The organism is Gaetbulibacter sp. PBL-D1, assembly GCF_050509525.1.
Classification (GTDB): Bacteria; Bacteroidota; Bacteroidia; order Flavobacteriales; family Flavobacteriaceae; genus Gaetbulibacter_B; species Gaetbulibacter_B jejuensis.
On the sequence record NZ_JBNWKB010000001.1, the window covers coordinates 353,054 to 377,884 of the forward strand.

Annotated in this window: 24 protein-coding genes; 18 read left to right on the top strand and 6 right to left on the bottom strand. The window is 32.2% G+C overall.

Annotated features, from left to right (window positions below):
* The first annotated feature begins 9 nt into the window (after positions 1-9).
* A complete protein-coding gene (locus ACQ0RB_RS01800; RefSeq protein WP_430496067.1) occupies positions 10-1,197 on the top strand; it encodes a pyridoxal phosphate-dependent aminotransferase in 1,188 nt (395 codons plus the stop codon).
* Positions 1,198-1,253: 56 nt separating this feature from the next.
* Here the strand turns inward: ACQ0RB_RS01800 and ACQ0RB_RS01805 are convergent, their stop codons facing one another.
* From ACQ0RB_RS01805 to trkA, 4 genes are all read right to left on the bottom strand, one after another.
* A complete protein-coding gene (locus ACQ0RB_RS01805) occupies positions 1,254-1,517 on the bottom strand; it encodes a hypothetical protein (RefSeq protein WP_134198637.1) in 264 nt (87 codons plus the stop codon).
* A 138-nt stretch (positions 1,518-1,655) separates the two neighbouring features.
* Entirely contained in the window at positions 1,656-1,898 is a 243-nt protein-coding gene (locus ACQ0RB_RS01810) for a hypothetical protein (protein ID WP_131505962.1), read from the bottom strand.
* Positions 1,899-2,049: 151 nt separating this feature from the next.
* On the bottom strand, positions 2,050-3,543 hold the full coding sequence (locus ACQ0RB_RS01815) for a TrkH family potassium uptake protein (RefSeq protein ID WP_430496070.1): 1,494 nt from the start codon (positions 3,541-3,543) through the stop codon (positions 2,050-2,052).
* 20 nt (positions 3,544-3,563) lie between these two features.
* Positions 3,564-4,913 carry a Trk system potassium transporter TrkA gene (trkA, locus tag ACQ0RB_RS01820; RefSeq protein WP_129759283.1) on the bottom strand — a complete coding sequence of 450 codons (1,350 nt, stop codon included), beginning with the start codon at positions 4,911-4,913 and terminating at the stop codon, positions 3,564-3,566.
* Between the two features lie 178 nt (positions 4,914-5,091).
* Between trkA and ubiE the strand changes: the two genes are divergently transcribed.
* Positions 5,092-5,823 (top strand): bifunctional demethylmenaquinone methyltransferase/2-methoxy-6-polyprenyl-1,4-benzoquinol methylase UbiE, encoded by a 732-nt coding sequence (ubiE, locus tag ACQ0RB_RS01825; RefSeq protein ID WP_430496072.1) that lies wholly within the window; start codon positions 5,092-5,094, stop codon positions 5,821-5,823.
* 1 nt (position 5,824) lies between these two features.
* Complete coding sequence (locus ACQ0RB_RS01830; protein WP_131505966.1) at positions 5,825-6,538, top strand: porin family protein; 714 nt, start codon at positions 5,825-5,827, stop codon at positions 6,536-6,538.
* A 1-nt stretch (position 6,539) separates the two neighbouring features.
* On the opposite strand, the gene ACQ0RB_RS01835 is transcribed toward ACQ0RB_RS01830, so the two are convergent.
* Positions 6,540-7,259, bottom strand: coding sequence for a TrmH family RNA methyltransferase (locus ACQ0RB_RS01835; protein ID WP_430496075.1), 720 nt, complete (start codon positions 7,257-7,259; stop codon positions 6,540-6,542).
* Between the two features lie 200 nt (positions 7,260-7,459).
* On the opposite strand from ACQ0RB_RS01835, the gene ACQ0RB_RS01840 reads away from it, so the two are divergent.
* From ACQ0RB_RS01840 to ACQ0RB_RS01860, 5 genes are all read left to right on the top strand, one after another.
* On the top strand, positions 7,460-9,940 hold the full coding sequence (locus ACQ0RB_RS01840) for a BamA/TamA family outer membrane protein (protein WP_430496077.1): 2,481 nt from the start codon (positions 7,460-7,462) through the stop codon (positions 9,938-9,940).
* A gap of 127 nt (positions 9,941-10,067) precedes the next feature.
* Positions 10,068-11,135: a class II fructose-bisphosphate aldolase gene (gene fbaA, locus ACQ0RB_RS01845; RefSeq protein WP_430496079.1), complete on the top strand. Its 1,068-nt coding sequence runs from the start codon at positions 10,068-10,070 to the stop codon at positions 11,133-11,135.
* Positions 11,136-11,174: 39 nt separating this feature from the next.
* The gene (gene accD / locus ACQ0RB_RS01850; protein ID WP_129759289.1) at positions 11,175-12,032 is read left to right on the top strand and encodes an acetyl-CoA carboxylase, carboxyltransferase subunit beta; all 858 of its coding nucleotides are present in this window, start codon (positions 11,175-11,177) and stop codon (positions 12,030-12,032) included.
* Positions 12,033-12,156: 124 nt separating this feature from the next.
* Entirely contained in the window at positions 12,157-12,426 is a 270-nt protein-coding gene (gene rpsO / locus ACQ0RB_RS01855; protein ID WP_129759290.1) for a 30S ribosomal protein S15, read from the top strand.
* Between the two features lie 211 nt (positions 12,427-12,637).
* On the top strand, positions 12,638-14,890 hold the full coding sequence (locus ACQ0RB_RS01860) for a polyribonucleotide nucleotidyltransferase (protein ID WP_129759291.1): 2,253 nt from the start codon (positions 12,638-12,640) through the stop codon (positions 14,888-14,890).
* A gap of 59 nt (positions 14,891-14,949) precedes the next feature.
* On the opposite strand, the gene ACQ0RB_RS01865 is transcribed toward ACQ0RB_RS01860, so the two are convergent.
* Complete coding sequence (locus ACQ0RB_RS01865; RefSeq protein WP_430496082.1) at positions 14,950-15,657, bottom strand: LA_2272 family surface repeat-containing protein; 708 nt, start codon at positions 15,655-15,657, stop codon at positions 14,950-14,952.
* A 117-nt stretch (positions 15,658-15,774) separates the two neighbouring features.
* On the opposite strand from ACQ0RB_RS01865, the gene ACQ0RB_RS01870 reads away from it, so the two are divergent.
* The 10 genes from ACQ0RB_RS01870 to rpe all read left to right on the top strand — a co-directional run bounded on the left by ACQ0RB_RS01870 (position 15,775) and on the right by rpe (position 24,828).
* On the top strand, positions 15,775-16,743 hold the full coding sequence (locus ACQ0RB_RS01870) for a hypothetical protein (RefSeq protein WP_430496085.1): 969 nt from the start codon (positions 15,775-15,777) through the stop codon (positions 16,741-16,743).
* A 113-nt stretch (positions 16,744-16,856) separates the two neighbouring features.
* Positions 16,857-17,573 (top strand): hypothetical protein, encoded by a 717-nt coding sequence (locus tag ACQ0RB_RS01875; protein WP_430496087.1) that lies wholly within the window; start codon positions 16,857-16,859, stop codon positions 17,571-17,573.
* Between the two features lie 45 nt (positions 17,574-17,618).
* Positions 17,619-18,176 (top strand): RNA polymerase sigma factor, encoded by a 558-nt coding sequence (locus ACQ0RB_RS01880; RefSeq protein WP_134198628.1) that lies wholly within the window; start codon positions 17,619-17,621, stop codon positions 18,174-18,176.
* Positions 18,166-19,386 (top strand): outer membrane beta-barrel protein, encoded by a 1,221-nt coding sequence (locus ACQ0RB_RS01885; RefSeq protein WP_430496089.1) that lies wholly within the window; start codon positions 18,166-18,168, stop codon positions 19,384-19,386. Before ACQ0RB_RS01880 ends, ACQ0RB_RS01885 begins: the two co-directional genes overlap by 11 nt.
* A 380-nt stretch (positions 19,387-19,766) precedes the next feature.
* Positions 19,767-20,573 (top strand): pyrroline-5-carboxylate reductase, encoded by an 807-nt coding sequence (gene proC / locus ACQ0RB_RS01890; RefSeq protein WP_430496091.1) that lies wholly within the window; start codon positions 19,767-19,769, stop codon positions 20,571-20,573.
* Position 20,574: 1 nt separating this feature from the next.
* The gene (gene proB, locus ACQ0RB_RS01895) at positions 20,575-21,354 is read left to right on the top strand and encodes a glutamate 5-kinase (RefSeq protein ID WP_129759295.1); all 780 of its coding nucleotides are present in this window, start codon (positions 20,575-20,577) and stop codon (positions 21,352-21,354) included.
* A gap of 12 nt (positions 21,355-21,366) precedes the next feature.
* Positions 21,367-22,566, top strand: coding sequence for a glutamate-5-semialdehyde dehydrogenase (locus tag ACQ0RB_RS01900; protein ID WP_129759296.1), 1,200 nt, complete (start codon positions 21,367-21,369; stop codon positions 22,564-22,566).
* An 81-nt stretch (positions 22,567-22,647) separates the two neighbouring features.
* Positions 22,648-23,022: a hypothetical protein gene (locus tag ACQ0RB_RS01905; protein ID WP_129759297.1), complete on the top strand. Its 375-nt coding sequence runs from the start codon at positions 22,648-22,650 to the stop codon at positions 23,020-23,022.
* An 83-nt stretch (positions 23,023-23,105) separates the two neighbouring features.
* Positions 23,106-23,969: a sigma-70 family RNA polymerase sigma factor gene (locus ACQ0RB_RS01910; protein ID WP_053976055.1), complete on the top strand. Its 864-nt coding sequence runs from the start codon at positions 23,106-23,108 to the stop codon at positions 23,967-23,969.
* A gap of 196 nt (positions 23,970-24,165) precedes the next feature.
* Positions 24,166-24,828: a ribulose-phosphate 3-epimerase gene (gene rpe / locus ACQ0RB_RS01915; RefSeq protein ID WP_129759298.1), complete on the top strand. Its 663-nt coding sequence runs from the start codon at positions 24,166-24,168 to the stop codon at positions 24,826-24,828.
* The last annotated feature ends 3 nt before the right edge of the window (positions 24,829-24,831 follow it).

Here is a 24,831-nt window from a genome sequence, read left to right on the forward strand (position 1 = left end):
AAAACGTAAATGAACAACCAACTATCCGACAGAATTAACAGCCTACCAACTTCTGCAACGTTGGCAATGGCTGCAAAAGCAAGAGAATTAAAAACCAAAGGTATTGATGTTATTGGACTAAGTCTAGGAGAACCAGATTTTAATACTCCAGATTTTATCAAAGAAGCAGCTATACAAGCCATAAACGACAACTACAATTCCTACACTCCTGTAGACGGTTATGTAGAGTTAAAAGAGGCTATTTGCTTAAAATTCAAAAGAGATAATAACTTAAACTACTCACCTAACCAAGTGGTAGTTTCTACTGGTGCAAAACAATCTATTGCCAATGTAGCTCAAGTACTTTTAAATCCTGGTGACGAAATACTTTTACCAGCTCCTTATTGGGTAAGCTACTCTGCAATTGCAACACTATGCGAAGCAACTTATAAAGAAATCCCTTCTACTATTGAAAACGATTTTAAAATCACTCCTCAACAGTTAGAAGACGCAATTACACCAAAAACCAAAATGGTGTTTTTCAACTCTCCTAATAACCCAAGTGGTAGCATTTATTCTGAAGAAGAATATAGAGCTTTAGCTGAAGTTCTTGAAAAGTACCCAAATATTTTCATCCTTTCTGATGAGATTTATGAGCACATAAGCTATGGTGCAAAAAACTTTAGTTTTGCTGCTATACCAAGCATGTACGATAGAACAATTACCGTAAATGGTGTTGCTAAGGCATTTGCAATGACAGGTTGGAGAATAGGATATATTGGAGCTCCTGAATGGATTGCTAAAGCTTGTAACAAAATGCAAGGTCAAATTACATCAGGTGCTAACTGTATAGCTCAACGTGCTGTAATTACTGCGCTTACAGAGTCTCCTGAAAGAGTACAGTATATGGTTGATGAATTTAAAACCAGAAGAGGTCTAATACTAGATTTATTAAATGACATTGAAGGTTTTAAAACTAATGTCCCTGAAGGCGCTTTTTACGTATTTCCTAATGTATCTTACTACTTCGGGAAGACTTTAAAAGGAAAGACAATTAATAATGCAACAGATTTTTCTTTATTCCTATTAGAAGAAGCTCACGTTGCAACCGTTACTGGAGAAGCCTTTGGAAATTCTGATTGTATTAGAATATCTTATGCTGCTTCACAAGAACAAATAAAAGAAGCTATAAAACGCATTAAAACTGCATTGAGCTAATTATAGTAGACAAAATATACAACTAATAAAAAATCCGCTTGTTAAGCGGATTTTTTTCATCTTACTATAAAGTATATAAACAAACTCAACAGTATAGTAAAAAGTATTGCTATCTTAATAAAACGCTGTTTACGTTCTTTTATTAACCGTTCTTTTATCTCTTTTAAAACCTCAGGTGTAGCTTCAGGAAAATCATATTCGGTTTTGCGTTTATTATCATAACCTCCTAAGGTTTTCTTAAACTTGTCACGCTTGTTGCGCATTTTCTCATTATTCTTGAGAATAGTAATCATTGATTGCGCAGATCCTCCAAAGCCCATATTTCTAGGTTTTAAAATGTTAATATTAAAGTATACAATGCCTTCTCAATAGCTTTATACTATTGAATATATAAAGGGTAAAAAGTCAGTTTTGTGATTAGCTTACAAAAGCTGTAAAGTTCATATTCTGCGTTAAGCCTACAGAATCGCTGTTAGAAGAACAACAAAAACAGAAAGTTTTAATATTGTCGCTACGCTAGAAGTTTTAATAAACTGTCGTGTTTTGATACGATGTTTGTTTCCGAAAATAGTATTAGAGTTTAGCGCTTTTAAATTTCTCTTTACTATTTGTTTGTAGTTAGAATTAAGTAATCCTTCTTGTTTCTCAAAACCCTGTTTGGGATGAGGTTCTAAATCTTGTACTGTTAAAACTAATTCCATAATTTTTTGGTTTAATTGGTTACACATATATGACGCATGACAAAATATTTTGTTACACTACAAAACCTTAAAACCTTAAAATTCAATACATAAAACTCATTAAAAGCCTTGTGAAATCTTATGTTTTGAGAATTTTATTTTTTTATGAAATTTATCTATTTCTCCAGAAAAAAGGTGTTAGTAATATTAAAACTGTAAACAGTTCTAAACGTCCAATAAGCATTAAAAAGGATGCCCACCATTGTGCTAAAAGCGGTAAATCTGCATAATTATTTACTGGACCAAAATTCCCTAAAGCTGGTCCAACATTACCTAAACTAGAAGCTGCCAAACCAATGGAAGATTCAAAATTTATTTGAAACATTGAGAAGACCAAAGCACCAACAATAAAAGACAACATATACAAAATGAAAAAACCAAGTATGTTAAATACAATCTCACCCTGTATAGATCTTTTATTATATCTAACAGGAAGAATCGCATTAGGATGCAATGCGCGTTTAAACTCTAAAAAACCATTTTTAATCAAGATAAGATGTCTAACCACTTTAACACCACCAGATGTACTACCTGCTGAACCACCTAAAAACATTAACCCAAAAAAGAAGACTACCAAAAATGGCGACCAAAGTGTATAATCGGCTGTAATAAAACCTGTAGTAGTCACAACACTCAATACCTGAAACAACGCATGCCTAAAACTGCTTTCAGCTTTTCCCCAAACCATTGGATGCTCAATAGAAGACAATGATGCATCGGCATTAAAATAGATGATTACTGCTGCGATAATTGTAAAAATAGCAATGAATTTAAAGTACAATTTAAACTCTTCATCTTGAATTGCCTTTTGCACTTTACCCTTAAATGCAAAGTAGCTCAACACAAAGTTTGTTCCTGCTAAAAACATAAACACAATAATAATGTATTGAATAATAGGTTGTCCATTCCAGTAAGCAACACTAGCATTTTTAGTAGAAAATCCACCTGTTGACAACGTACACATAGAATGATTTAACGCATCAAAAAACGACATTCCAGCTACTTTAAGTAAAATAGTTTCAGCAGCTGTATATCCAAAATAAATTAACCATAAACGCTTAGCTGTATCTGTAATTCTTGGGTGCAGTTTATCAGCACTTGGTCCTGGAGCTTCAGCAGCAAACATTTGCATACCTCCTATTCCTAATAAAGGTAAAATAGCAATTGCCAAAACTATAATTCCCATACCTCCAATCCAGTGCGTTGTACTTCTCCAGAACAACACACCTTTAGGCACAACTTCAATATCATTTAAAATTGTGGCTCCTGTAGTGGTATAACCAGACATGGTTTCAAAAAAAGCACTTGTAAACTGTGGAATGGTACTGGTTAACAAATAAGGTAACGACCCTGAAAGTGCCATTACTATCCAACCAAAAGCTACAACAATGTAACCTTCTCGTTTGTTCATTTCCTTTCGGTGATTCTTGGTACCAACCATTAAAAAAACACCTACTAAAAGTACTAAACCACCAGATAACAATAGTTTTACAGTAACGCCATCTTTACAAATTAAACTTACCAATGCTGCCAACAGCATAAAACCACCATTACATAACAGTAATAATCCAAAAAAGTGAAAAATGATTTTATAGTTAAGTTTCATCAGTAGTTTTTTGTTTTGGCTTAATAAAAGAATTTTTCAACCTCAGCAATTACTCTTGGCAAAAAGCACACTACAACTCTATCTCCTTCTGAAATTTTAAAACTACCAAGAGGTATCAGTCCTTCACCATGCCTTATAACTCCACCAATAATTGCAGCTCTAGGAAAATCTAAATCCTTAATTAACTTATTGCAAATTTTAGAATTAGAGTTTACAACAAACTCCAACATTTCAGCATTCATATTGTTGAGCTTAGTCATAGCAACAACCTCACCTTTACGTATGTATCTAAAAATATTGTTTGCAGCAAGAAGCTTTTTATTAATAAGCGTATCAATACCTATAGATTGCGAAAGCTGAAAATAATCCATGTTCTCAACCAAAGCTATAGTTTTTTTCACACCTCTAGATTTTGCAACCAAACACGACATGATGTTGGTTTCAGAATTTCCTGTTACAGAAATAAATGCATCCATACTATCAATGTTTTCTTCTTCAAGAAGCTCAACATTTCTACCATCTCCATTTATAATTAATGCATTAGGAAGCTCATCGGCTAAATCAAAAGCTGTTTTCTTATCCTTTTCAATGAGTTTTACATTAAACTTACCTACACATAAACTTTTTGTAGTTTGAAATCCAATTTTTCCACCACCAAGTATCATTACATTTTTTACTTCGGTTTTTACCTTACCCGAAAGTTCAAAAAGTTCTTGGTCTCCTCCTTTTGAAGTAACAAACACTACTTTATCACCTTCTTTAAATTGAGTATCTCCTCTTGGAATAATTGTGTATTGTGTTCCAAAGCGTTGAATTGCTATTGGTACAAAGTGTAATTCTGAAAACGCTTCGGCAGCTTCTTTTACTGTTTTATCAACAAAAGCTGCAGTTCTTGAAAGCCTTAAACTTAGCATTGTTAGCGCTCCATCTTCAAACTCATAACTGTCATTAAACGCATACTGATTAAGCAAAAGCTCAATTTCAGAAGCCGCTAACGACTCTGGAGAAATCAACTCGTCAATACCAAATTTAGAGAACCCAACTTCTTCTTTTTGGTCTATAAATTCAGCATTAGAAATTCTTGCAATAGTACGTTTTGCGCCTAATTGTTTAGCGAGTACGCTAGCAGTAATATTTGTAGTTTCAGAAGATGTTACAGCTATAAAAAGCTCTGCAGTATTGATTCTAGCATCTTTTAAAACAGCAATTGAAGTGGCATCTCCTTTTATTACTCTTATGTCTAAGTGATTATTGGCGTAGGTTAAACTCTCCTTATCAGAATCTATAAGTGTAATTTCTTGCGACTCATAGGATAATAATTTTGCCAAATGAAACCCTACCTCACCTGCTCCAGCAATAATTATTTTCATTGGTTTGAATATTCAAAAAAACAAGCAAATATAGTATAAATTTGCATTAGCAATGTTTGTTTGTAGTTTATAATTGTGTTACCCTTTTAAAGGTACGGATATTTGAGGCATAATTAAAATCTCAAATAATCATATTATTTAATACTAATGTATTGTCATATATTTGCCAAAAAAAATAATGACTGTAAAAATTAAGCCATATAAAGATAGTGACCTGAACAAAAAGCAACAGGTTACTAAAATGTTTGATACTATCTCTAAAGATTATGATGGACTTAATAGAGTTATTTCTTTTGGCATTGATATAAAATGGCGAAATAAAGTAGTTGATATTGTATCAAAATCTAAACCTAACACTATTCTTGATATTGCAACAGGTACTGGAGATTTGGCTATTTGCCTAACCAAAACTAATGCTAAAGAAATTATAGGATTAGACATTAGCGAAGGTATGCTTGAAGTTGGAAAGCAAAAAATAGCTAACAAGCAACTTGATGACACTATTAAAATGATTATTGGTGACTCTGAAAACTTACCATTTGACGATAATACTTTTGATGCCATTACAGTTGCCTTTGGTGTGAGAAACTTTGAAAACCTTGATAAAGGACTTTCTGAGATTTTACGAGTTTTAAAACCTAACGGAACATTTGTAATTCTTGAAACATCAGTTCCTACTAAAACGCCTTTTAAACAAGGCTATAAATTTTACACTAAATATATTTTACCTACTATTGGAAAAATATTTTCAAAAGACCGTTCAGCTTATTCATATTTGAGCGAATCGGCTTCTATTTTTCCACATGGTGAAGCTTTAAACAATATTTTACGTAAAAATGGGTTTATAGATGTCAGTAATAAACCTCAAACACTTGGTGTTGCTTCAATTTATATAGCATCTAAATCTTAATATGAAAAAAACGCTTTTAATTTTAGTACTATTAATAGTAAGCCAAACGGCTTCTGCGCAGCTTTTTTCAAAAGAAAAAATAAAAAACAACGAGAACTTTGATAAGCAACGGTTAAGTTGGGGATTTTTTCTTGGGTTGAACAGTTATGATTTTCAGTTCAACTATGAGCAGGATATGGATGATATTCTTGTAGAATCTACTACTGGGTTTAATGTTGGCTTAATTTCTGACTTAAGATTAAATGAACACTTAAACCTTAGGTTTGAACCAGGTTTATTTATTACGCAACGTAATTTGCAATATAGCCCAAGTGCTTTTCAAGGGTTAGAGTACAATTCTTCTGATTTATTAAGAGAAGTTAAATCTACCTACGTTCATTTTCCTTTACTCCTTAAAGTATCCACAAAACGTATTAATAATTTTAAGCCTTTTGTTTTAGCTGGAGTATCCACTGCAATAAACCTATCTAGTAACGAAGAAAATCCTGACGATAATAGTGTAGGACAGTTTAGAACCAAAAAAAATATGGCTTTTTATGAGCTTGGTTTTGGGATTGATTTTTACTTATTCTGGTTTAAATTCACACCTTCAATTCGTGGTGTTTTTGCTTTTAATGATGAAATTGTAAGAGACACTGACCCAAATAGTCCTTGGACAAGTAATGTACACACCATGAAAACAAGAGGTGTGTTTATTAACTTTACATTTCAATAAATTACCTTTTAAATTCGCTTAAAAAAATTGAAGTTGCTGTAGCAACATTTAAGCTTTCGGTTGCTTGTAGATTTCCAAACCTTGGAATGCTTATTTTTTGATCGATAAGTTGTTCAATAGCTTTTGAAATTCCATTAGCCTCATTTCCCATTACAATAATGCCTTGTTTTGGCAACTCCATTTCATAAACATTCTTTCCGTCCATAAAGGTTCCAAATTTTGGCATTTTAGAATTTGCTAAAAACGTTTCCAAATCAAGATAACTCACATTAACACGCGTTAACGATCCCATAGTTGCCTGCACTACTTTAGTATTAAAACAATCTACTGTAGCTTTACTACACACAAGATCTTTAACTCCAAACCAATCGCAAAGCCTAATGATTGTTCCTAAATTACCTGGATCTCTAACATCATCTAAAGCCACTATTAAAGCATTTTCATTCACAGGGTTAGATTTAGGAATTTTAAAAACGGCCAATGCAGTATTAGGCGTTTTTAAAGCACTTAGTTTTTTCAATTCAACATCAGTTACTAAAACTGTTTGTTGCGTTGGTGCTTCAAAAACGGTTTCGGTAGTAAATAAGGTATGAAGTTCTAAACTAGAATTAAGAAACTCTTTTATACCTTTTACACCTTCTACAATAAAAAGTTGATGCTGTATTCTAAACTTTTTTTGACCTAAACTCGTAATTAATTTTATTTGGCTCTTTGTTAACATTAAAATGTATTTACTTTTGTTTTATTGTTAAAGCATTACAAAGTAATACTTTTTTGGACTAATTTTTGTTATGCTATCACAACATTAAAAACTGTAAATTTGGTTAAGTAATAAATCTTAATTGTTTCTGATTGAATAAAACACTTAAAAATATATTTATTTATATAGGTTTATCCTGCTTGGTAACGTCATGTAATGTTATGAAACGGGTTAAAAAAAGTGATTATCTTTTAACAGAAAACACTACAATTGTTAATGGCAAAAAAAACAATACCGAAGACATTAGCAACCTTTACTACCAAAAACCTAACGGAAAACTGCCTTTACTGGGAACTCCTTTAAGACTTCATATTTACAACTTAGCAAGACCTAATATTGATTCTATTTTACAGGAAAAAATATACAACAACCCAAGAAAAGTAGCTTGGAAAACTAAATTACTATCCAGAAAGCAACTTGAAAAAGACATCGAGTCGCGCAAAAACTTAAACCTATGGCTTAAAGAAACTGGTGAAGCTCCTGTGATAGTTGATGAAGTTAAAACTCAAAAAACTGCTACAAACCTAAAAAACTACTACTTTAGAAATGGTTGGTTTGATGTAAAAACATCTTATGAAATTGCAAAAGGCGAAGACCAACGTGCTACTGTAACGTATAATGTAGAAACAGGAGACCCTTACATTATCGACTCTTTAAATGCTAAAATTAGCACTCCAATTATAGATTCTCTTTATCAACAAAAACTAAAAAAAGGATCTTTAATCAAAAAAGGTGAACGTTACATTGAAGACAACTTTAGTGGCGAACGAGAACGATTGACAACCGCTTTAAGAAACTCAGGGTTTTATCATTTTGGACAAGACTACATTTCTTATGACATTGACACAATTGGTACAAATAAAAAAGTAAACACCGATTTAGTTATAAAAAACAGAACTATAAGAAATGAAGACTCTACCAGCAGAGTTCCTTTTAAAGTTTACAAGATAAAAGAAGTAAATGTATTTACTGATTACAAATTTGAAAACAAAGATTTAACTTTAAAAGATTCCACATACTACAATGGGTTTAACCTTTACAGTTTTGACAAGTTAAAATACAGACCAAAAACACTAACTGATGCTATTTTTATAACAAAAGGCGATGTTTTTAAAGATATTGACAGAACAAGAACTTACAGGTACTTAAGCAACCTTAACACATTTAGGTACCCAACCATTGACTACATTGAAAATGCTAATGACACAACATTAACGGTAAACATAATGTTGTCACCTGAAAAAAAATACAAACTTGGGTTTAGGTTTGATGTTACACAAAGCAATATTCAAACCATTGGGTTTTCTTTCAGTACAGGACTTAATATTAAAAATGTATTTAGAGGCGCCGAAACACTAGAAATTTCTGCTCTTGGTTCAATAGGTGCATCAGATGATGCAGGAAATTCAAAAGACCAATTTTTTGACATTAATGAGGTTGGAGCAAATTTAAGACTCACTATACCAAGATTATTTTTCCCAACAAATACCGAAAAAATAATCCCTAAATACATGACTCCAAGTACACGTATCAGTTTTGGAGCAACCAGTCAGCGTAATATAGGTTTAGACAAACAAACACTAAACGGAATATTTAACTACAATTGGTATCCTTCAACCAAAGTTACTAATAACCTAGACCTTTTTAATATTCAGTTTGTAAAAAACCTAAACACTGCCAACTACTTTGGTGTATATCAAAACTCGTACAATAGATTAAATACAATTGCTCAAACCTACAACTCAAATGCTTCTTATTTAGATGAAGATGGAAATTTAACCTATCCTGAAGGAACAGATGGTTTTATTTCAGACGTATTAAACAACAACACAGCATTAACTCCTGATGATGACAACTATATTGATGTAAGCAACATTTCACAACGAGAGCAACGTTTAACTGAGGACAACCTTATTTTTTCTTCAAGCTTTAACTATACTAAAGACCGAAGAGAAAACATTTTTGATAATGACTTTTCAATTTTAAGATTCAAGTTAGAATTTGCAGGAAATCTACTATCAAACCTATCTAAACTTGCTGGAGCAGATAAAAATGAAAATGACCAATATGAGATTTTTGGAGTTGCCTTTTCTCAATACATCAAAGGTGAGTTCGACTATGTAAAACATTGGGATTTAGGCAAAAAAAACATATTTGCTGTGAGAAGTTACTTTGGTATTGCTGTTCCTTACGGAAACTCAAACAGCATACCTTTTTCTAAGAGTTTCTTTGCTGGTGGACCTAATGACAATAGAGCTTGGACAGCCTACAACTTAGGACCTGGAAGCTCAAAAACCACTAATGAATTCAATGAAGCTAACTTTAAAATAAACCTAAGTATGGAGCAACGCTTCAATATTTTAGGAAATTTAAATGGTGCTTTATTTGTTGATGCTGGCAATATTTGGAATGTATTTGATAATGTTGAAGACGAAGATGCTATATTTAGTGGGTTTAGCTCTTTAAAAGACATAGCTATTGGTTCTGGTTTTGGATTAAGATATGATTTCAAATTCTTTATCCTTAGAGGAGATATTGGCTTTAAAACCTACGATCCTTCATACAGTTTAGGCAATCGTTGGTTTAACGATTACAACTTTGGAAACGCAGTATACAACATAGGAATTAACTATCCTTTCTAAAAAAACACAAGCCTTAAAATCTACAACGTTTTAGTTGATTTCTTTCAATAACTAATTATAAATTAGCCTCTGTTTATTCAAAAATTGATTACTTTTGAAATAACAATTTCAATTTAAAAACTAAAAAATGAGTCACAATATCAAACCTGGAGTAGCAACAGGAAAAGAAGTTCAAGAAATTTTTAAACTAGCCAAAGAAAAAGGTTTTGCACTACCAGCAGTAAACGTTATTGGCTCTAATACTATAAATGGAGTATTGGAAACTGCTGCTGCATTAAACGCACCAGTAATCATTCAGTTTTCAAATGGAGGCGCACAATTTAACGCAGGAAAAGGGTTAAGCAACGAAGACCAAAAAGCTGCAATTGCTGGATCTATTGCAGGAGCTAAACACGTTCATCAAATGGCAGAAGCCTATGGTGTTCCTGTAATTTTACATACTGACCACTGTGCAAAAAAACTATTGCCTTGGATTGATGGTCTTCTAGATGCTAGTGAAAAACATTTTGCTGAAACAGGAAAACCGCTTTACAGTTCTCACATGATTGATTTAAGTGAAGAACCTCTAGAAGAAAACATAGAAATATGTAAGCAATACCTTGCTAGAATGAGCAAAATGGGAATGACCTTAGAAATTGAGCTTGGTATTACAGGTGGTGAAGAAGATGGTGTTGACAATACTGATGTTGACGATTCAAAATTATACACACAACCAGAAGAAGTTGCTTATGCTTATGAAGAGTTAAGCAAAGTAAGTAGCCAATTTACAGTAGCTGCAGCTTTTGGTAACGTTCATGGTGTTTACAAACCTGGAAACGTAAAATTAACTCCAAAAATCTTAAAAAACTCTCAAGAATATATTTCTGAAAAATATGGTGTTGAACACAATCACATTGATTTTGTATTCCATGGTGGTTCAGGTTCTACAGTAGAAGAAATTAGAGAAGCTATTGGTTATGGAGTAATTAAAATGAATATTGATACTGATATGCAGTATGCATTTATGAGTGGAGTGAGAAATTACATGGATGAAAAATCGGAGTATTTAAAATCTCAAATTGGAAATCCTGAAGGTGATGATGTACCTAATAAAAAGTACTATGACCCAAGGGTTTGGTTAAGAAAAGGAGAAAACACTTTTGTTGAACGTCTAAAAAAAGCGTTTGAAGACCTAAATAATGTAAATACTTTATAACTTTGCACTCTAACTAACTTCTAATTAAAATTAATTTTAATGTCTTGGTTTAAGAGAAAAACAAAAGGTATAACAACAACTACCGAAGAGAAAAAAGACACTCCCAGAGGGTTGTGGTACAAGTCTCCTACTGGAAAAATTGTTGATACCGAAGAATTAGAAAGGAATTTCTACGTAAGTCCTGAAGATGATTACCATGTAAGAATTGGTAGTAAAGAATATTTTGAAATTCTTTTTGACGATAACAAATTCAAAGAATTAGATACTAAATTAGAGTCTAAAGACCCTTTAAAATTTGAGGATACCAAAAAATACCCTGACCGTTTAAAAGCAGCTCAGGAAAAAACAAAACTAAAAGATGCAGTACGTACAGCTGTAGGAAAATCTAAAGGAAAAGATTTGGTTATAGCGTGTATGGATTTTAGTTTTATTGGTGGTTCAATGGGAAGTGTTGTGGGTGAAAAAATAGCACGTGCTGCTGATTATGCTTTAAAAAACAACATACCATTCATGATTATTTCAAAATCTGGCGGTGCTCGTATGATGGAAGCTGCATTATCTTTAATGCAATTAGCTAAAACATCAGTAAAATTAGCACAATTAGCCGATGCTGGAATTCCTTACATCTCATTATGTACCGATCCAACTACAGGAGGAACAACAGCATCCTTTGCTATGTTGGGAGATATTAATATTAGTGAACCTGGAGCCTTAATTGGTTTTGCAGGACCTAGAGTAGTGAGAGATACCACAGGACAAGAACTTCCTGAAGGCTTTCAAACCTCAGAGTTTTTATTAGAACATGGTTTCTTGGATTTTATATCGCACAGAAAAGATTTAAAGAATAAAATAAATCTCTACATAGATTTGATTACAAATCAACCTCTAAGAGCATAAAAAAAAGCGAGCCATTTGGCTCGCTTTTTTAATTAATTCTCTTGCAAATCACAAAAAAACACTATATTTGCCGCTTGAAAGAAAATCTTTCATATACATAACAATCATTTATAATAATATTAGCATGTATTTATCAAAAGAAGCAAAAGAAGAAATCTTCGCAAAACACGGTAAAGGAAAGAACGATACTGGTTCTGCTGAAGGACAAATTGCATTATTTACGTACAGAATTAATCACTTAACAGAGCACTTAAAACAAAATCGTAAAGATTTTAATACTGAGCGATCGTTAGTAAAATTAGTAGGAAAGCGTCGTGCTTTACTAGACTACTTAACTAAAAAGGATATCATGAGATATCGTGCTATTGTAAAGGAATTAGGATTAAGAAAATAATCACAATTAAGAGGCTTCGCGCCTCTTTTTTGTTTTATAAACAACTCTTACGAAAGAGTATAACATTCGTAAAATAAGAAGCTAAATCCCAAAATAAAGTTGGGGCAAAAGGTTTTTCATTGGTCACACAACAACTACAACAACACAACGACCATTGTTTAACATTGTACTAATATGCGCAAGTATTATTAGTATTAGAATTAAAAATTTTATGATTCCAAAAACTTACAAAGAGGTCATAGACCTAGGTGATGGTAGAGAAATCTCTATCGAAACCGGAAAATTAGCAAAACAAGCTCATGGTAGTGTTGTGGTGCAATCTGGAAAATGTATGTTATTATGTACAGTTGTTTCCAACTACAAGTCTGCCGATGTTGATTTTTTACCACTTACGGTAGATTATCGCGAAAAATTTGCAGCTGCTGGTCGTTATCCTGGTGGATTCTTTAAAAGAGAAGCAAGACCAAGTGATGGCGAAGTATTAACAATGCGTTTAGTTGACCGTGTGTTACGTCCATTGTTCCCAAAAGATTACCACAGCGAAACTCAGGTAATGATACAGTTAATGTCTCACGACCCAGAAGTAATGCCAGATGCAATGGCAGGTTTAGCTGCTTCTGCTGCTATTCAATTATCTGACATTCCTTTTGAAGCACCAATTTCTGAAGTTCGTGTAGGACGTATTAATGGTGAATTCATTATCAACCCTTCTTTATCACAATTAGCCGAGTCTGATATCGATATGGTAATTGGAGCCTCTGCAGATTCTGTAATGATGGTTGAAGGTGAGATGGAAGAAATTTCTGAAGAAGAAATGACTGAAGCTATAAAAGCTGCACACGAAGCTATTAAAGTTCAATGTGATGCTCAAATTAGATTAGCTGAAGCTTTTGGTAAAAAAGAAACTCGCGAATATGAGCCTGAAAGAGAAGATGAAGATTTAGCTAAGAAAATCCATGATATGGCATACGACAAAGTATATGCTGTAGCAAAAGGAGGATCTTCAAAGCATGAAAGAGGTGCTGCATTTGCTGAAATTAAAGAAGAAATTGTAGCTACGTTTACTGAAGAAGAACTTGAAGACTTTGGCGACTTAGTTTCTAAATATTACAGCAAAGCTGAAAAAGCAGCTGTGAGAGACTTAACTTTAAACGAAGGTTTACGTTTAGATGGTCGTAAAACTACTGACATCAGACCAATTTGGTGTGAAGTAGATTACTTACCATCAACACATGGTTCTTCAATATTTACTCGTGGAGAAACTCAAGCATTAGCAACCGTTACTCTAGGAACATCTAGAGAAGCAAACATGATAGATATGCCATCTTTTGAAGGCGAAGAGCGTTTTTACCTACACTATAACTTCCCTCCTTTTTCAACAGGAGAAGCAAGACCAATTAGAGGTACATCGCGTCGTGAAGTAGGACATGGTAACTTAGCACAACGTGCACTTAAGAAAATGGTACCAGAAGATTGCCCATACACAGTGCGTGTAGTTTCTGAAGTATTAGAATCTAACGGTTCGTCTTCTATGGCAACTGTTTGTGCTGGTACAATGGCACTTATGGATGCTGGAGTTCAAATGAAAAAACCAGTTTCTGGTATTGCAATGGGATTAATTTCTGATGCTGAAACAGGAAACTACGCAGTTTTATCTGATATTTTAGGAGATGAAGATCACTTAGGTGATATGGACTTTAAAGTTACAGGAACTGCTGATGGTATCACTGCTTGCCAAATGGATATTAAAGTAAAAGGATTATCATACGAGATTTTAGTAAAAGCATTAAAGCAAGCTCGTGATGGTCGTTTACACATCTTAGAAAAACTTACTGACACCATCGCTACTCCAAATGCAGATGTTAAAGGTCATGCACCAAAAATGGTAACAAGACGTATTCCAAATGAATTTATTGGAGCGCTTATTGGACCTGGTGGAAAAAACATTCAAGAACTTCAAAAGGAAACTGAAACTACTATCGTTATTAACGAAGACCCAGTTACAGAAGAAGGTATTGTTGAAATTTTAGGTGTAGGTTCAGAAGGTATTGATGCTGTTTTAGCTCGTATCGATGCAATGTTATTCAAGCCAGAAGTTGGTAGTATTTACGAAGTAAAAGTAATTAAAATGCTAGACTTTGGTGCTGTTGTAGAATACACTGAAGCTCCTGGAAACGAAGTATTATTACACGTAAGCGAGTTGGCTTGGGAACGCACAGAAAATGTTAGCGATGTTGTTAACATGGGAGACGTTTTTGATGTGAAGTACTTTGGTATAGATCCTAGAACTCGTAAAGAAAAAGTATCTCGTAAAGCTATTTTACCAAAACCTGAAGGCTATAAGGAAAGAGCTCCAAGAGACAACAACAAAGGAGGAAACAGAGATAATCGCGGACGCGATAATCGTAATCGTGACAACCGTCGTGATGACAGAAAACCTAGAAATGATAAGAAAGAAGATTAATTCTTCAATCTCTTAATAAAACAAAAGCCTATCAATCATGATAGGCTTTTTTTATTTTTCTATGATTTGAACTGCCAATTAATAATAGGAAAAGAGCGTTTATCATTTTTATTCCATAAACCAAGTTGTATTCCTCTAAAGTTTTTTGCTCTATTGAAAAAACCTATTTGAACACCTCTACCTTTTTCAAAAATTACATTTTCAACACTAATTTGCACACCATTGAATCGCATTGCTCCATTTCCCCATACACTAGCTAGCATAATCCCATTACCTTGAAAAACTTCATTTCCACCAAATCCTATAATTATGCCATTTGCCCTCTCAATAGAATTACTCATTCCTGCAATAGAGATTCCGTTATTTTTTCTACTATAATGCATAAAACCAGTTACAGATACTCCATAAGCATCAATACCTTCAAATGTACCTGTAGAAAGGTTTAACCCATAAATTTGCTGAGTTGTATGTCCATTCATAAAAGATTGATATGTCTCTTCATTATTTGAAATGGGTGTTTTTGGCGCTAAAAAATAAAAAAAAGATAATGGAAAAACCTCCAAACGCACTCCAAAAGTTCTTGTTAATCTGTTATCATTTCCATAATCAGTAGGAAACGCTCCTAAAGACAATCCTAAAATATCTGTATTCTTACTATGTGTTATCCAAACAGGAAAACGTAAGTTTCGTTTTTCTTCTATTTCATTTTGACAAAAACCTTGAAATGAAACCAAAAAAGTAAAAGCAATTAAAATGTAGTTTTTCATAATTATCGTTTTAAAATTCAAGTCAAAATTATTGCTATAATCACATTTATAATTAATGAAATCACGAAGTATTAAATTTATTTTTGCGATAATCACAAAATATAATTAGCTTTGAGTATGTTTCAAACTACTTTTTTAGAGCATTTAAAAAACGAATTGCCAAAAAACACTTCAACTATTGAAGCTGTTGCTACTGCATTAGATATTAGTTATGATGCTGCTCACAGGCGAGTAAGTTTAAAAAGCAAACTATCGTTAGATGAAAGTGTTGCGTTAGCTAGATATTATAATTTGTCTTTAGACAGATTGTTTGAAACTACTTCTTCAGAATTTGTAAGTATTGAAAAAACAAAACATATTGAAAGTGAACTAGATCTTGAAAACTACTTTAAAGATTCCTACAATTCGCTTTTACCGTTACTCACTCAAAAAGAGAACAGCATTTTATATTCCGCTAAAGACATCCCGCTATTTTATAATTTAAATGGTGATACGTTAAGCTGTTTTAAATACTATGTGTGGTTAAAATTATTAAACCCCAAATTTGCCACTAAAAGCTTTAACAACTTTGCGCTTAAACCCAACTTAATCGAAGCTGGTAAAAAACTAGGCAACCTTTACAGCAACTTAAACACTCATGAAATTTGGGATATCACCTCAATAAATAGTACTTTAAAACAAATTCATTTTTATCATCAAGCAGGACAAGTCAATACTAAAACTGCTATACTATTATGCGATTTATTAAAAGATGTGATACAGCGTATACTAGATAAATTAATTGCAAACCCAAACCAGTTTAAATTATACTACAACGAGCTGCATTTAATGAATAACCATGTTTTAGTCAACACACCTAATACCCAAATGCTCTACGTACCATTTACCTTACTTTCTTATTATAAAACTAGTGATAAGCATACTTGTACTGAAGCTGAAATTTTTCTAAACAAGCAATTACAGAATTCTAAATTATTAAACACTGCTGGAGAAAAAGAGAGAAACACATTTTTTAATAAGCTGTTTGCTAAAATTGACGCATTAAAACAACTTATTGTGGCTACAGAATTATTAGGTTTTGAATAAATTATACTTTTTTTAGAGACTTACCATTCTCAAAGCTTAATAAATAAATTGTGTTTTTGACGCAACCTTTGTATTAATATCAAGACTATAGGTAAACAACAAAAACATTAATCATGAAAAGTAATTTAATTTTATTACTATTAGTCATTGTCATTTTTTCTTGCTCTAATAGCGAAAGCAATGAAAATGATAACCAACCAAAGTTGATAATGGTAACAGAATTAATTACACAAAATGGTGAATTAACCGATTTTGGTCCTGAAAGTAATGTTACATATCAATATAATTCCAACAACTTTGTTTCAGTGCTAACAGCTTCAGGAGGTTACATAAAAGAATTCACGTATAACTCAAACAATCAAGTTATTAGTGAAACTTATAATAATGAAAATGGCGTTTCTTATACAATTAACTATATGTATGAAAATGGATTAATTACTATGGAAACCTATGAAGATGATAGTTATATAGAATTTGTTTACACAAACAATTTAGTGTCTCAAATGCTCTTCAACTATCCTAACAACCCTCAAAACAACAGCTCAATATCATTAACTTATGATGCTAATGGTAATATTAAAACTTTAATAGATGATGCTACATCTGAAATATTTGAAAGCTACGACTATGACAATATGATAAATCCTTTTAGCTTGTTATTTCCTTCTTCCTATAACAAAATTAAAAGGATATCAAATAATGATATGACTTATAGAGAAGATTGTAACCGAATCACAGTTTATGATTATAATAACCAAAACTTACCTATGAGCTCCACTTACAATGACTGTGGAGGATTTACCAAAGAAAGAGTTTATTTTTATGAATAGAAATACCTACGTTAGGTATTTAAATAAAATCTATTTAAGTCTAAATTGAATCAACTAGATAAACTTATAAAGTCCTGTAAAAAAAATGACATTAAAGCTCAAAGTAAACTCTATGAGCTTTACAAAGATGATCTATACATTTTAAGTTTAAAGTACTGTAGAAATAAAGAAGAAGCACAAGACAATCTTCAAGATTCATTTTTAGAAATTTTCAAGAACATAAAAAAGTTTAATAATAAAGGTTCTTTTGAAGGATGGATGAAACGTATAACCATAAACAAAGCAATTGACAAGTACAAAAAGGAGACAGCTATAAATATTGTTATTAAAGAAGAAATTTTACCTGACACACATATAGATACTGACGAATTAAACATCTCTTTACACTTTATTTTAAGCCTAATTCAAGAGCTTCCTAGTAGATATAGGTTAGTTTTTAACCTTTATGAATTAGATAATTATTCACATAAAGAGATCGCAAAATTATTGTCTATAACTGAAAGCACATCGAAGTCGAATTTACATAGAGCAAAACTGATTTTGAAAGAAAAACTAAACAATATTAACAGCTCTCAAAATAAAATAAAGCATCATGGGAATTAAAAAAGATATAGGTCAAGCTTTTAAAGAACGCTTATCAGAATTCAATGATTCACCTAACAATGCTGTTTGGGAACAAATTGAAGTAGAGTTAAAAAAAGACAAAGAAAAAGATAAGCCTATTGTAATTTGGTTAAGGTATGGAACTATTATGCTTGCTCTTTTTCTTCTTTTATTTTTAAACAGAGATTACATATCAGGTTTTGAAAAGAATAGTGAAATTAATAATAAAACTATTGAAAAAAACGAACAAAACTCCAACTTTTCTAGTACACTAAATACAAACCAATCCAATGTAAGTAATAGCAATCAAGCAAGTGAAGAAATCATTTTAAGTAACTATAAAGATTCTACTCATTCTGCTTCAACCACTCAATCTAAATTAAATAAAACTCAAAACAACAAACCAGCTAAGACTATAAACCCACACTTTAAACAAAATCAAAATTACACAACAATAAACTCTTCAAACAATAAAAAAAGTGAGTTTTTTAGTAATCATAAAAACGAAGTTTATAATTTCAATACAAATGATTCAATAAAAATTCAAAAAGACAAGACTTTAGCTAGTAGTTTGAAAGATTCAACTAACGCTAAAAAAGAACTAGTAAAAAATCACAAAAAAGAAAATACTGATAAAACAACTAATAAAGACTCTATCACAGACGAGCCTAAAGAATCTAAATGGAGTATTTACCCTAATGTTTCAATAGTTTATTATGATGCATTTAAACAATCATTTCAAGACCAAACTCAATTAAGTTATGGTATTTACTTTAATTACTTACCTTCAAATAAAATAAGTCTCAGGCTAGGAATAAACAAACTATCATTGCAACAAACTTTCACCGAAAACAATACTTTAACAAAACAAGCTGTTGAGTATTTAGAAATTCCTTTTGAAGTAAAATATTCATTCACTCAAAACAACATATCTCCCTATTTTATTGGAGGCGCTAGTTATTTAGCTATTAGCGATGCTGAACTATCTATAACCGAAAATAATATAACCTCAAGCACCTCAAACAAGAATGATTTTTCTAATTTAACAATATCTATAAATGCAGGCCTTGGAGTTCAAACCAAACTACACAAGAACTTTTATTTTAATGCAGAAGGTTTATTTAAATATCATTTAAAACCATATTCAGAATCTGTTGATTTTTATCCATATACAATTTCTATACTTGGAGGAATAGAATATAAGTTTTAATAAAAAATCAAATCTCAATTAAGACAATGGCTGAAATGTGTCTCCTAATAAATATTTCAGCCAATTATATTGCTCTTGTTCTTTACCTAATAATTCCTTCTTCTTCTTAAAAAGAAAACAGTTTTAAGCCTTACTAAATTATTCTCTTCCTGCAAATACACTATTTGTCACCGACAAGGTGTCAGTTTTTATAGTTTTTTCTGTTTATTGAAATTCACATATTCTCAAGCATCTTTCTAATACATTATACATCTGTTAATAAAACCCGGAAATCTTTTTAAACTTCAAAATTCTCAAAATCAAGTTTTTAGTTTGGCACTATCGCATAGTGTTTGTGGCTTAATAAGCACTGACAAGTAAAGTTTAACTAAAACAAAATTATGAAAGTATTAGTAATAGGTGCCGGAAACATGGGCTTAACCTATTCAGAAGGAATGGTAGATTCTTCTTTATTAGAAAAACAAAAATTAAGAATCTACGATACCGACCCGAACAAAATTGAAACACTAAGACAAAACCCAAACTTTGACGTATACACTTCTTTAGAAGATGGTTTACCAAAATCGGATATTGTGTTTTTAGCAGTAAAACCTTATCACTGCGAAGATCTCTTTAAAGACATGAAACCCTTAATTAATAGTGAACAAATATTTGTATCACTAATGGCAGGTGTAAGCATTGAAACCATCCAAAATGGTTTAGGTGTAAAAAAAGTAATACGTACTATGCCTAACCTACCTGCAAAAGTTGGTAAAGGTGTAACCTCTTACACAGGTTCTAAAGCTATTTCGCGAGTAGAACTTCTTATGGTAAGACACTTATTAGATACTACAGGAACATCCATACATGTAGATACTGAAAAATTCATTGATGCCTCAACAGGTATTTCTGGTAGTGGACCAGCTTACGTATTTTATTTTATGCAATCAATGTTAGAAGCTGCTCAAAAAATGGGCTTTTCAGACTATGATTCAAAAATTCTAGTAAGCAACACTTTTGAAGGTGCTATTGAATTGTTTAATCAATCTGATATTTCACCAGAACGCTGGATTGATAAAGTGGCCTCTAAAGGAGGAACAACACAAGCAGCAATAGACTCTATGGAAGATAATAATGTAAAACAGCTTATTCAAGACGCAGCATATGCAGCCTTTGACAGAGCAGTTGAATTAGGAAAAAACAAATAAAATGAACGATGATATTAAACGTGTGGTTGTAAAAGTAGGAACCAACGTTTTAACAAATAAAGACAATAGAATTTTAGGACCAGTCCTAAGAGAATTAGTACGTCAAATTTCAGTACTATATGAAGAAAATATCATGGTAATCCTTGTATCTTCAGGTTCTGCGATTGCAGGAATGGAGGTTTTAGGAGACACTAATATTAAAGACAAATCAATAAGAAGGCAAGTGTATTCTGCTGTTGGACAACCAAGGATGATGCGTCATTACTACAGTATTTTTCATGATTACGGAATGCGTTGCGCTCAAATATTGGCCACAAAACGAGACTTTGACCCAGGAAAACACAGACAAAACATGATTAATTGTTACGAAGGTTTATTGGCAGAAGGCGTTATTCCTATTGCTAATGAAGATGATGCAGTATCCTTAACCATGTCAATGTTCTCAGATAATGATGAGTTAGCTAGTTTAGTTGCTGAATTGTTAGATGCAGATCGATTAATCATTTTATCAGATACTGATGGTTTATATACTGGTCATCCAGATGATGATGAATCTCGAAAATTAAACCTGGTAACAACAAACCAAAACGTAGAAAAATACGTCTGCGCTTCAAACAAAAAAGAAGGTGAAGGTCGTGGTGGTATGGCTTCAAAATTAAAAATAGCCAAAGGCACAGCAAAAAAAGACATACCAACTTACATAGCTAATGGTAAGCGCGAAAATGTAATTGTAGATATAATTAATAACAAACAAGTAGGAACTAAATTTATTAGTGCCTAAAAAAACAAAAAAATGAAACTTTTAAACACAAATATTAAAAACAACGTATTAAAATCGATGGCAAAAATTCTGGATCGTAAACGCGATGCCATTATTGAAGCTAATAAAAAAGACTTAGACGCTTTTCAAAAAGAAGATCAAGCACTTTTTGAACGTCTAATTGTAAATAACAAAAAAGTTGATGAAATGATTGAAGCCGTAAATTCAGTAAGGCTTCAAGATGATCCTGTTGGACAAGAAATTTCAAATAGAACCTTAAAGAATGGACTAAACATTGTTAATACTACTGCTCCATTTGGTACCATTCTTATTATATATGAATCTCGACCTGATGTTACTATTGAAGCTGCAGTATTAGCTTTTAAAGCCAATAATAAAATTTTATTAAAAGGTGGTAAAGAAGCCTATAATAGTAATATTATTTTAGAAGAGTGTTGGCACGAAGCATTAACTGAAAACGGTTTATCTAAAGATTGGATTAAGCTACTACACTTAAAACGTGAAGAAACACAAGAGTTTTTAAGAAACCCAACAGAACCTTTAGACTTAATTGTTCCAAGAGGTGGAGAGCGACTTATTGAATTTGTAAAAACTCATGCCACTTGTGCAGTTTTGGTTAGCGGTAGAGGAAATAATTTCTTATATGTTTCTGAAAAAGCAGATTGGAGCAAAGCGGTAAATGTAATTATCAATGCCAAAACCAATAAAATTTCAGGATGCAATGCTTTAGATAAAGTACTTATTAATAAAAACCTTCCTGAGTACGAAACTAAATTAATGATGCTAAAACAAAAATTAGAGCAACATAAGGTTGAGATCATTGCAGATAAAAGCGTTTCTAATATCCTTAAAAATGTAGATGAAGTCTCACAAGACACTATATGGTATGAAGAATTTTTGGCATTAAAACTTTTAATTGCTTCAGTTGATACTATTGATGAAGCTACAAGAATGATTAATAAATATTCAGGAAAACATTCAGCTGCTATTATTACCGAAGATAAAACTGAAGCATTAAATTTTATGAATACTATTGATAGTGCTGCAGTTTACCATAATGCCTCTACTCGATTTACAGATGGTGGACAAATGGGAGTTGGTGCTGAATTAGCAATTAGCACAGATAAGCTACACCATAGAGGGCCACTAGGCTTAAAGCAGTTAGTAACTAATAAATATTATGTGTTTGGTGATGGGCAAGTAAGGGTATAAATCGTGTACTCCAAGCGTTTCTTAAAAGTTAAAATGGTTTGAAATTTTGCATTTGTCGCAAAAAAAATTATATTATTAGTTATGATTTACACAGATAAAGATAAATATTCAGACTTTTTAAACGACTCAGTTACTTATCTCAAACAACACGGTTTTGAAAACATAAAAGCCGATATTGATGGTTATGAGACGCCAAAATCTTATGCAAAAAAAGGAAGTGACATTGTTGTAACTCCTGATATTGTTGCTGAAAAAGAGGGCAGAAAGCACATTTTTGATATTGGTTTAAAATCTTCTAAACCAAACTTACTTAAGTCAAAATGGTTATTTCTAAATACTTTAAGCAATCTTAAATCGCACAGATTTAGACTTATAACCACTAGAGGTCACTACAAGTTTACTAATGAAATGTTGGACGATATTAACTTAAATGATAAAAAATTAATTAAAATTTAATTTTTTGTAACATTTTAAGCACTTCGTACGTATAACTATATGCAACATTAAAATTCACCCTTAAAAATAAAGGAGATCATTAGATGAGACAACTTAAAATTACGAAGCAGGTTACTAACAGAGAAACAGCTTCGCTAGACAAATATTTGCAAGAAATTGGAAAAGTTGACTTAATTACCGCAGACGAAGAAGTAGAATTAGCACAACGTATTAAAGCAGGAGATCAAGTGGCTTTAGAAAAATTAACTAAAGCTAATTTACGTTTCGTTGTATCGGTAGCAAAGCAATATCAAAACCAAGGATTAACATTACCAGATTTAATTAATGAAGGTAATTTAGGTCTTATAAAAGCTGCACAACGTTTTGATGAAACTCGTGGTTTCAAATTCATTTCGTATGCGGTTTGGTGGATTCGTCAATCTATTCTTCAAGCATTAGCTGAGCAATCTCGTATTGTTCGTTTACCGTTGAACAAGATTGGATCTATCAATAAAATCAATAAAACATTTGCATTCTTAGAGCAAAGCCATGAGCGTCCACCAAGTGCTGAGGAAATCGCAAAGGAATTGGATATGACTATTAACGACGTAAAAGAGTCTATGAAAAACTCTGGTCGTCATGTAAGTATGGATGCACCTTTAGTTGAAGGTGAAGATTCTAACCTTTATGATGTATTACGAAGTGGAGAGTCTCCAAATCCTGATAAAGATTTATTACACGAGTCTTTACGCACTGAGATTGAAAGAGCGCTTGAAACCTTAACACCTCGTGAGGCTGACGTTATTCGTTTATACTTTGGTTTAGGTGATCAACACCCAATGACCTTAGAAGAAATAGGTGAAACTTTTGATCTTACTCGTGAGCGTGTACGTCAAATTAAAGAAAAAGCTATTAGAAGACTTAAACATACTTCTAGAAGTAAAATATTAAAAACATATTTAGGTTAGTAATTCTCGATAATTACGACTAAATTACCGTAACAAACAGTTACACATAACTGTTCGTTTTTTGATTGATGAAAGAACCCAGAGCTGATTACTCTGGGTTCATTTTTTTAAGCCCATCCCTAAATCCCTTCCCAAAGGGAAGAGACTATGAAAAGACTTTTCTATCTTTGCAAAAACTTTCAACAACACAACAACAATGAATTCTAAATTAATTGCTCCTTCTGTTTTAGCAGCAGATTTTGCCAACCTTCAACGAGATATAGAAATGGTTAATACTAGTGATGCCGATTGGTTTCACATTGATATAATGGATGGTGTTTTTGTACCAAACATATCTTTTGGAATGCCAGTTTTAGACGCTATTTCAAAACATGCTAAAAAAACCATTGATGTACATTTAATGATTGTTGACCCAGATCGCTACATAAAAACCTTTGCTGATTTAGGAAGCAATATTCTAACGGTTCATTATGAAGCTTGCACACATCTACACAGAACTTTACAAGCTATAAAAGCACATGGTATGAAAGCAGGAGTAGCATTAAATCCTCATACTAATATTAACGTACTTGAAGACACTATAAACGATATTGACCTAGTATGTTTAATGAGTGTAAACCCTGGTTTTGGTGGTCAAAGTTTTATTGAAAACACATACAATAAAGTAAAACAGCTTAAAGAATTAATTACCAAAAAAGGTGCTTCAACAAAAATTGAAATTGACGGAGGCGTTACCAATAAAAATGCAAAACAATTGGTTGATGCTGGAGCTGACGTATTAGTCGCAGGTAGTTATGTATTTAAAAGCGAAAATCAAATTGAAACTATTAAAGATTTGAAAGCGTTGGCTAACTCATAATCT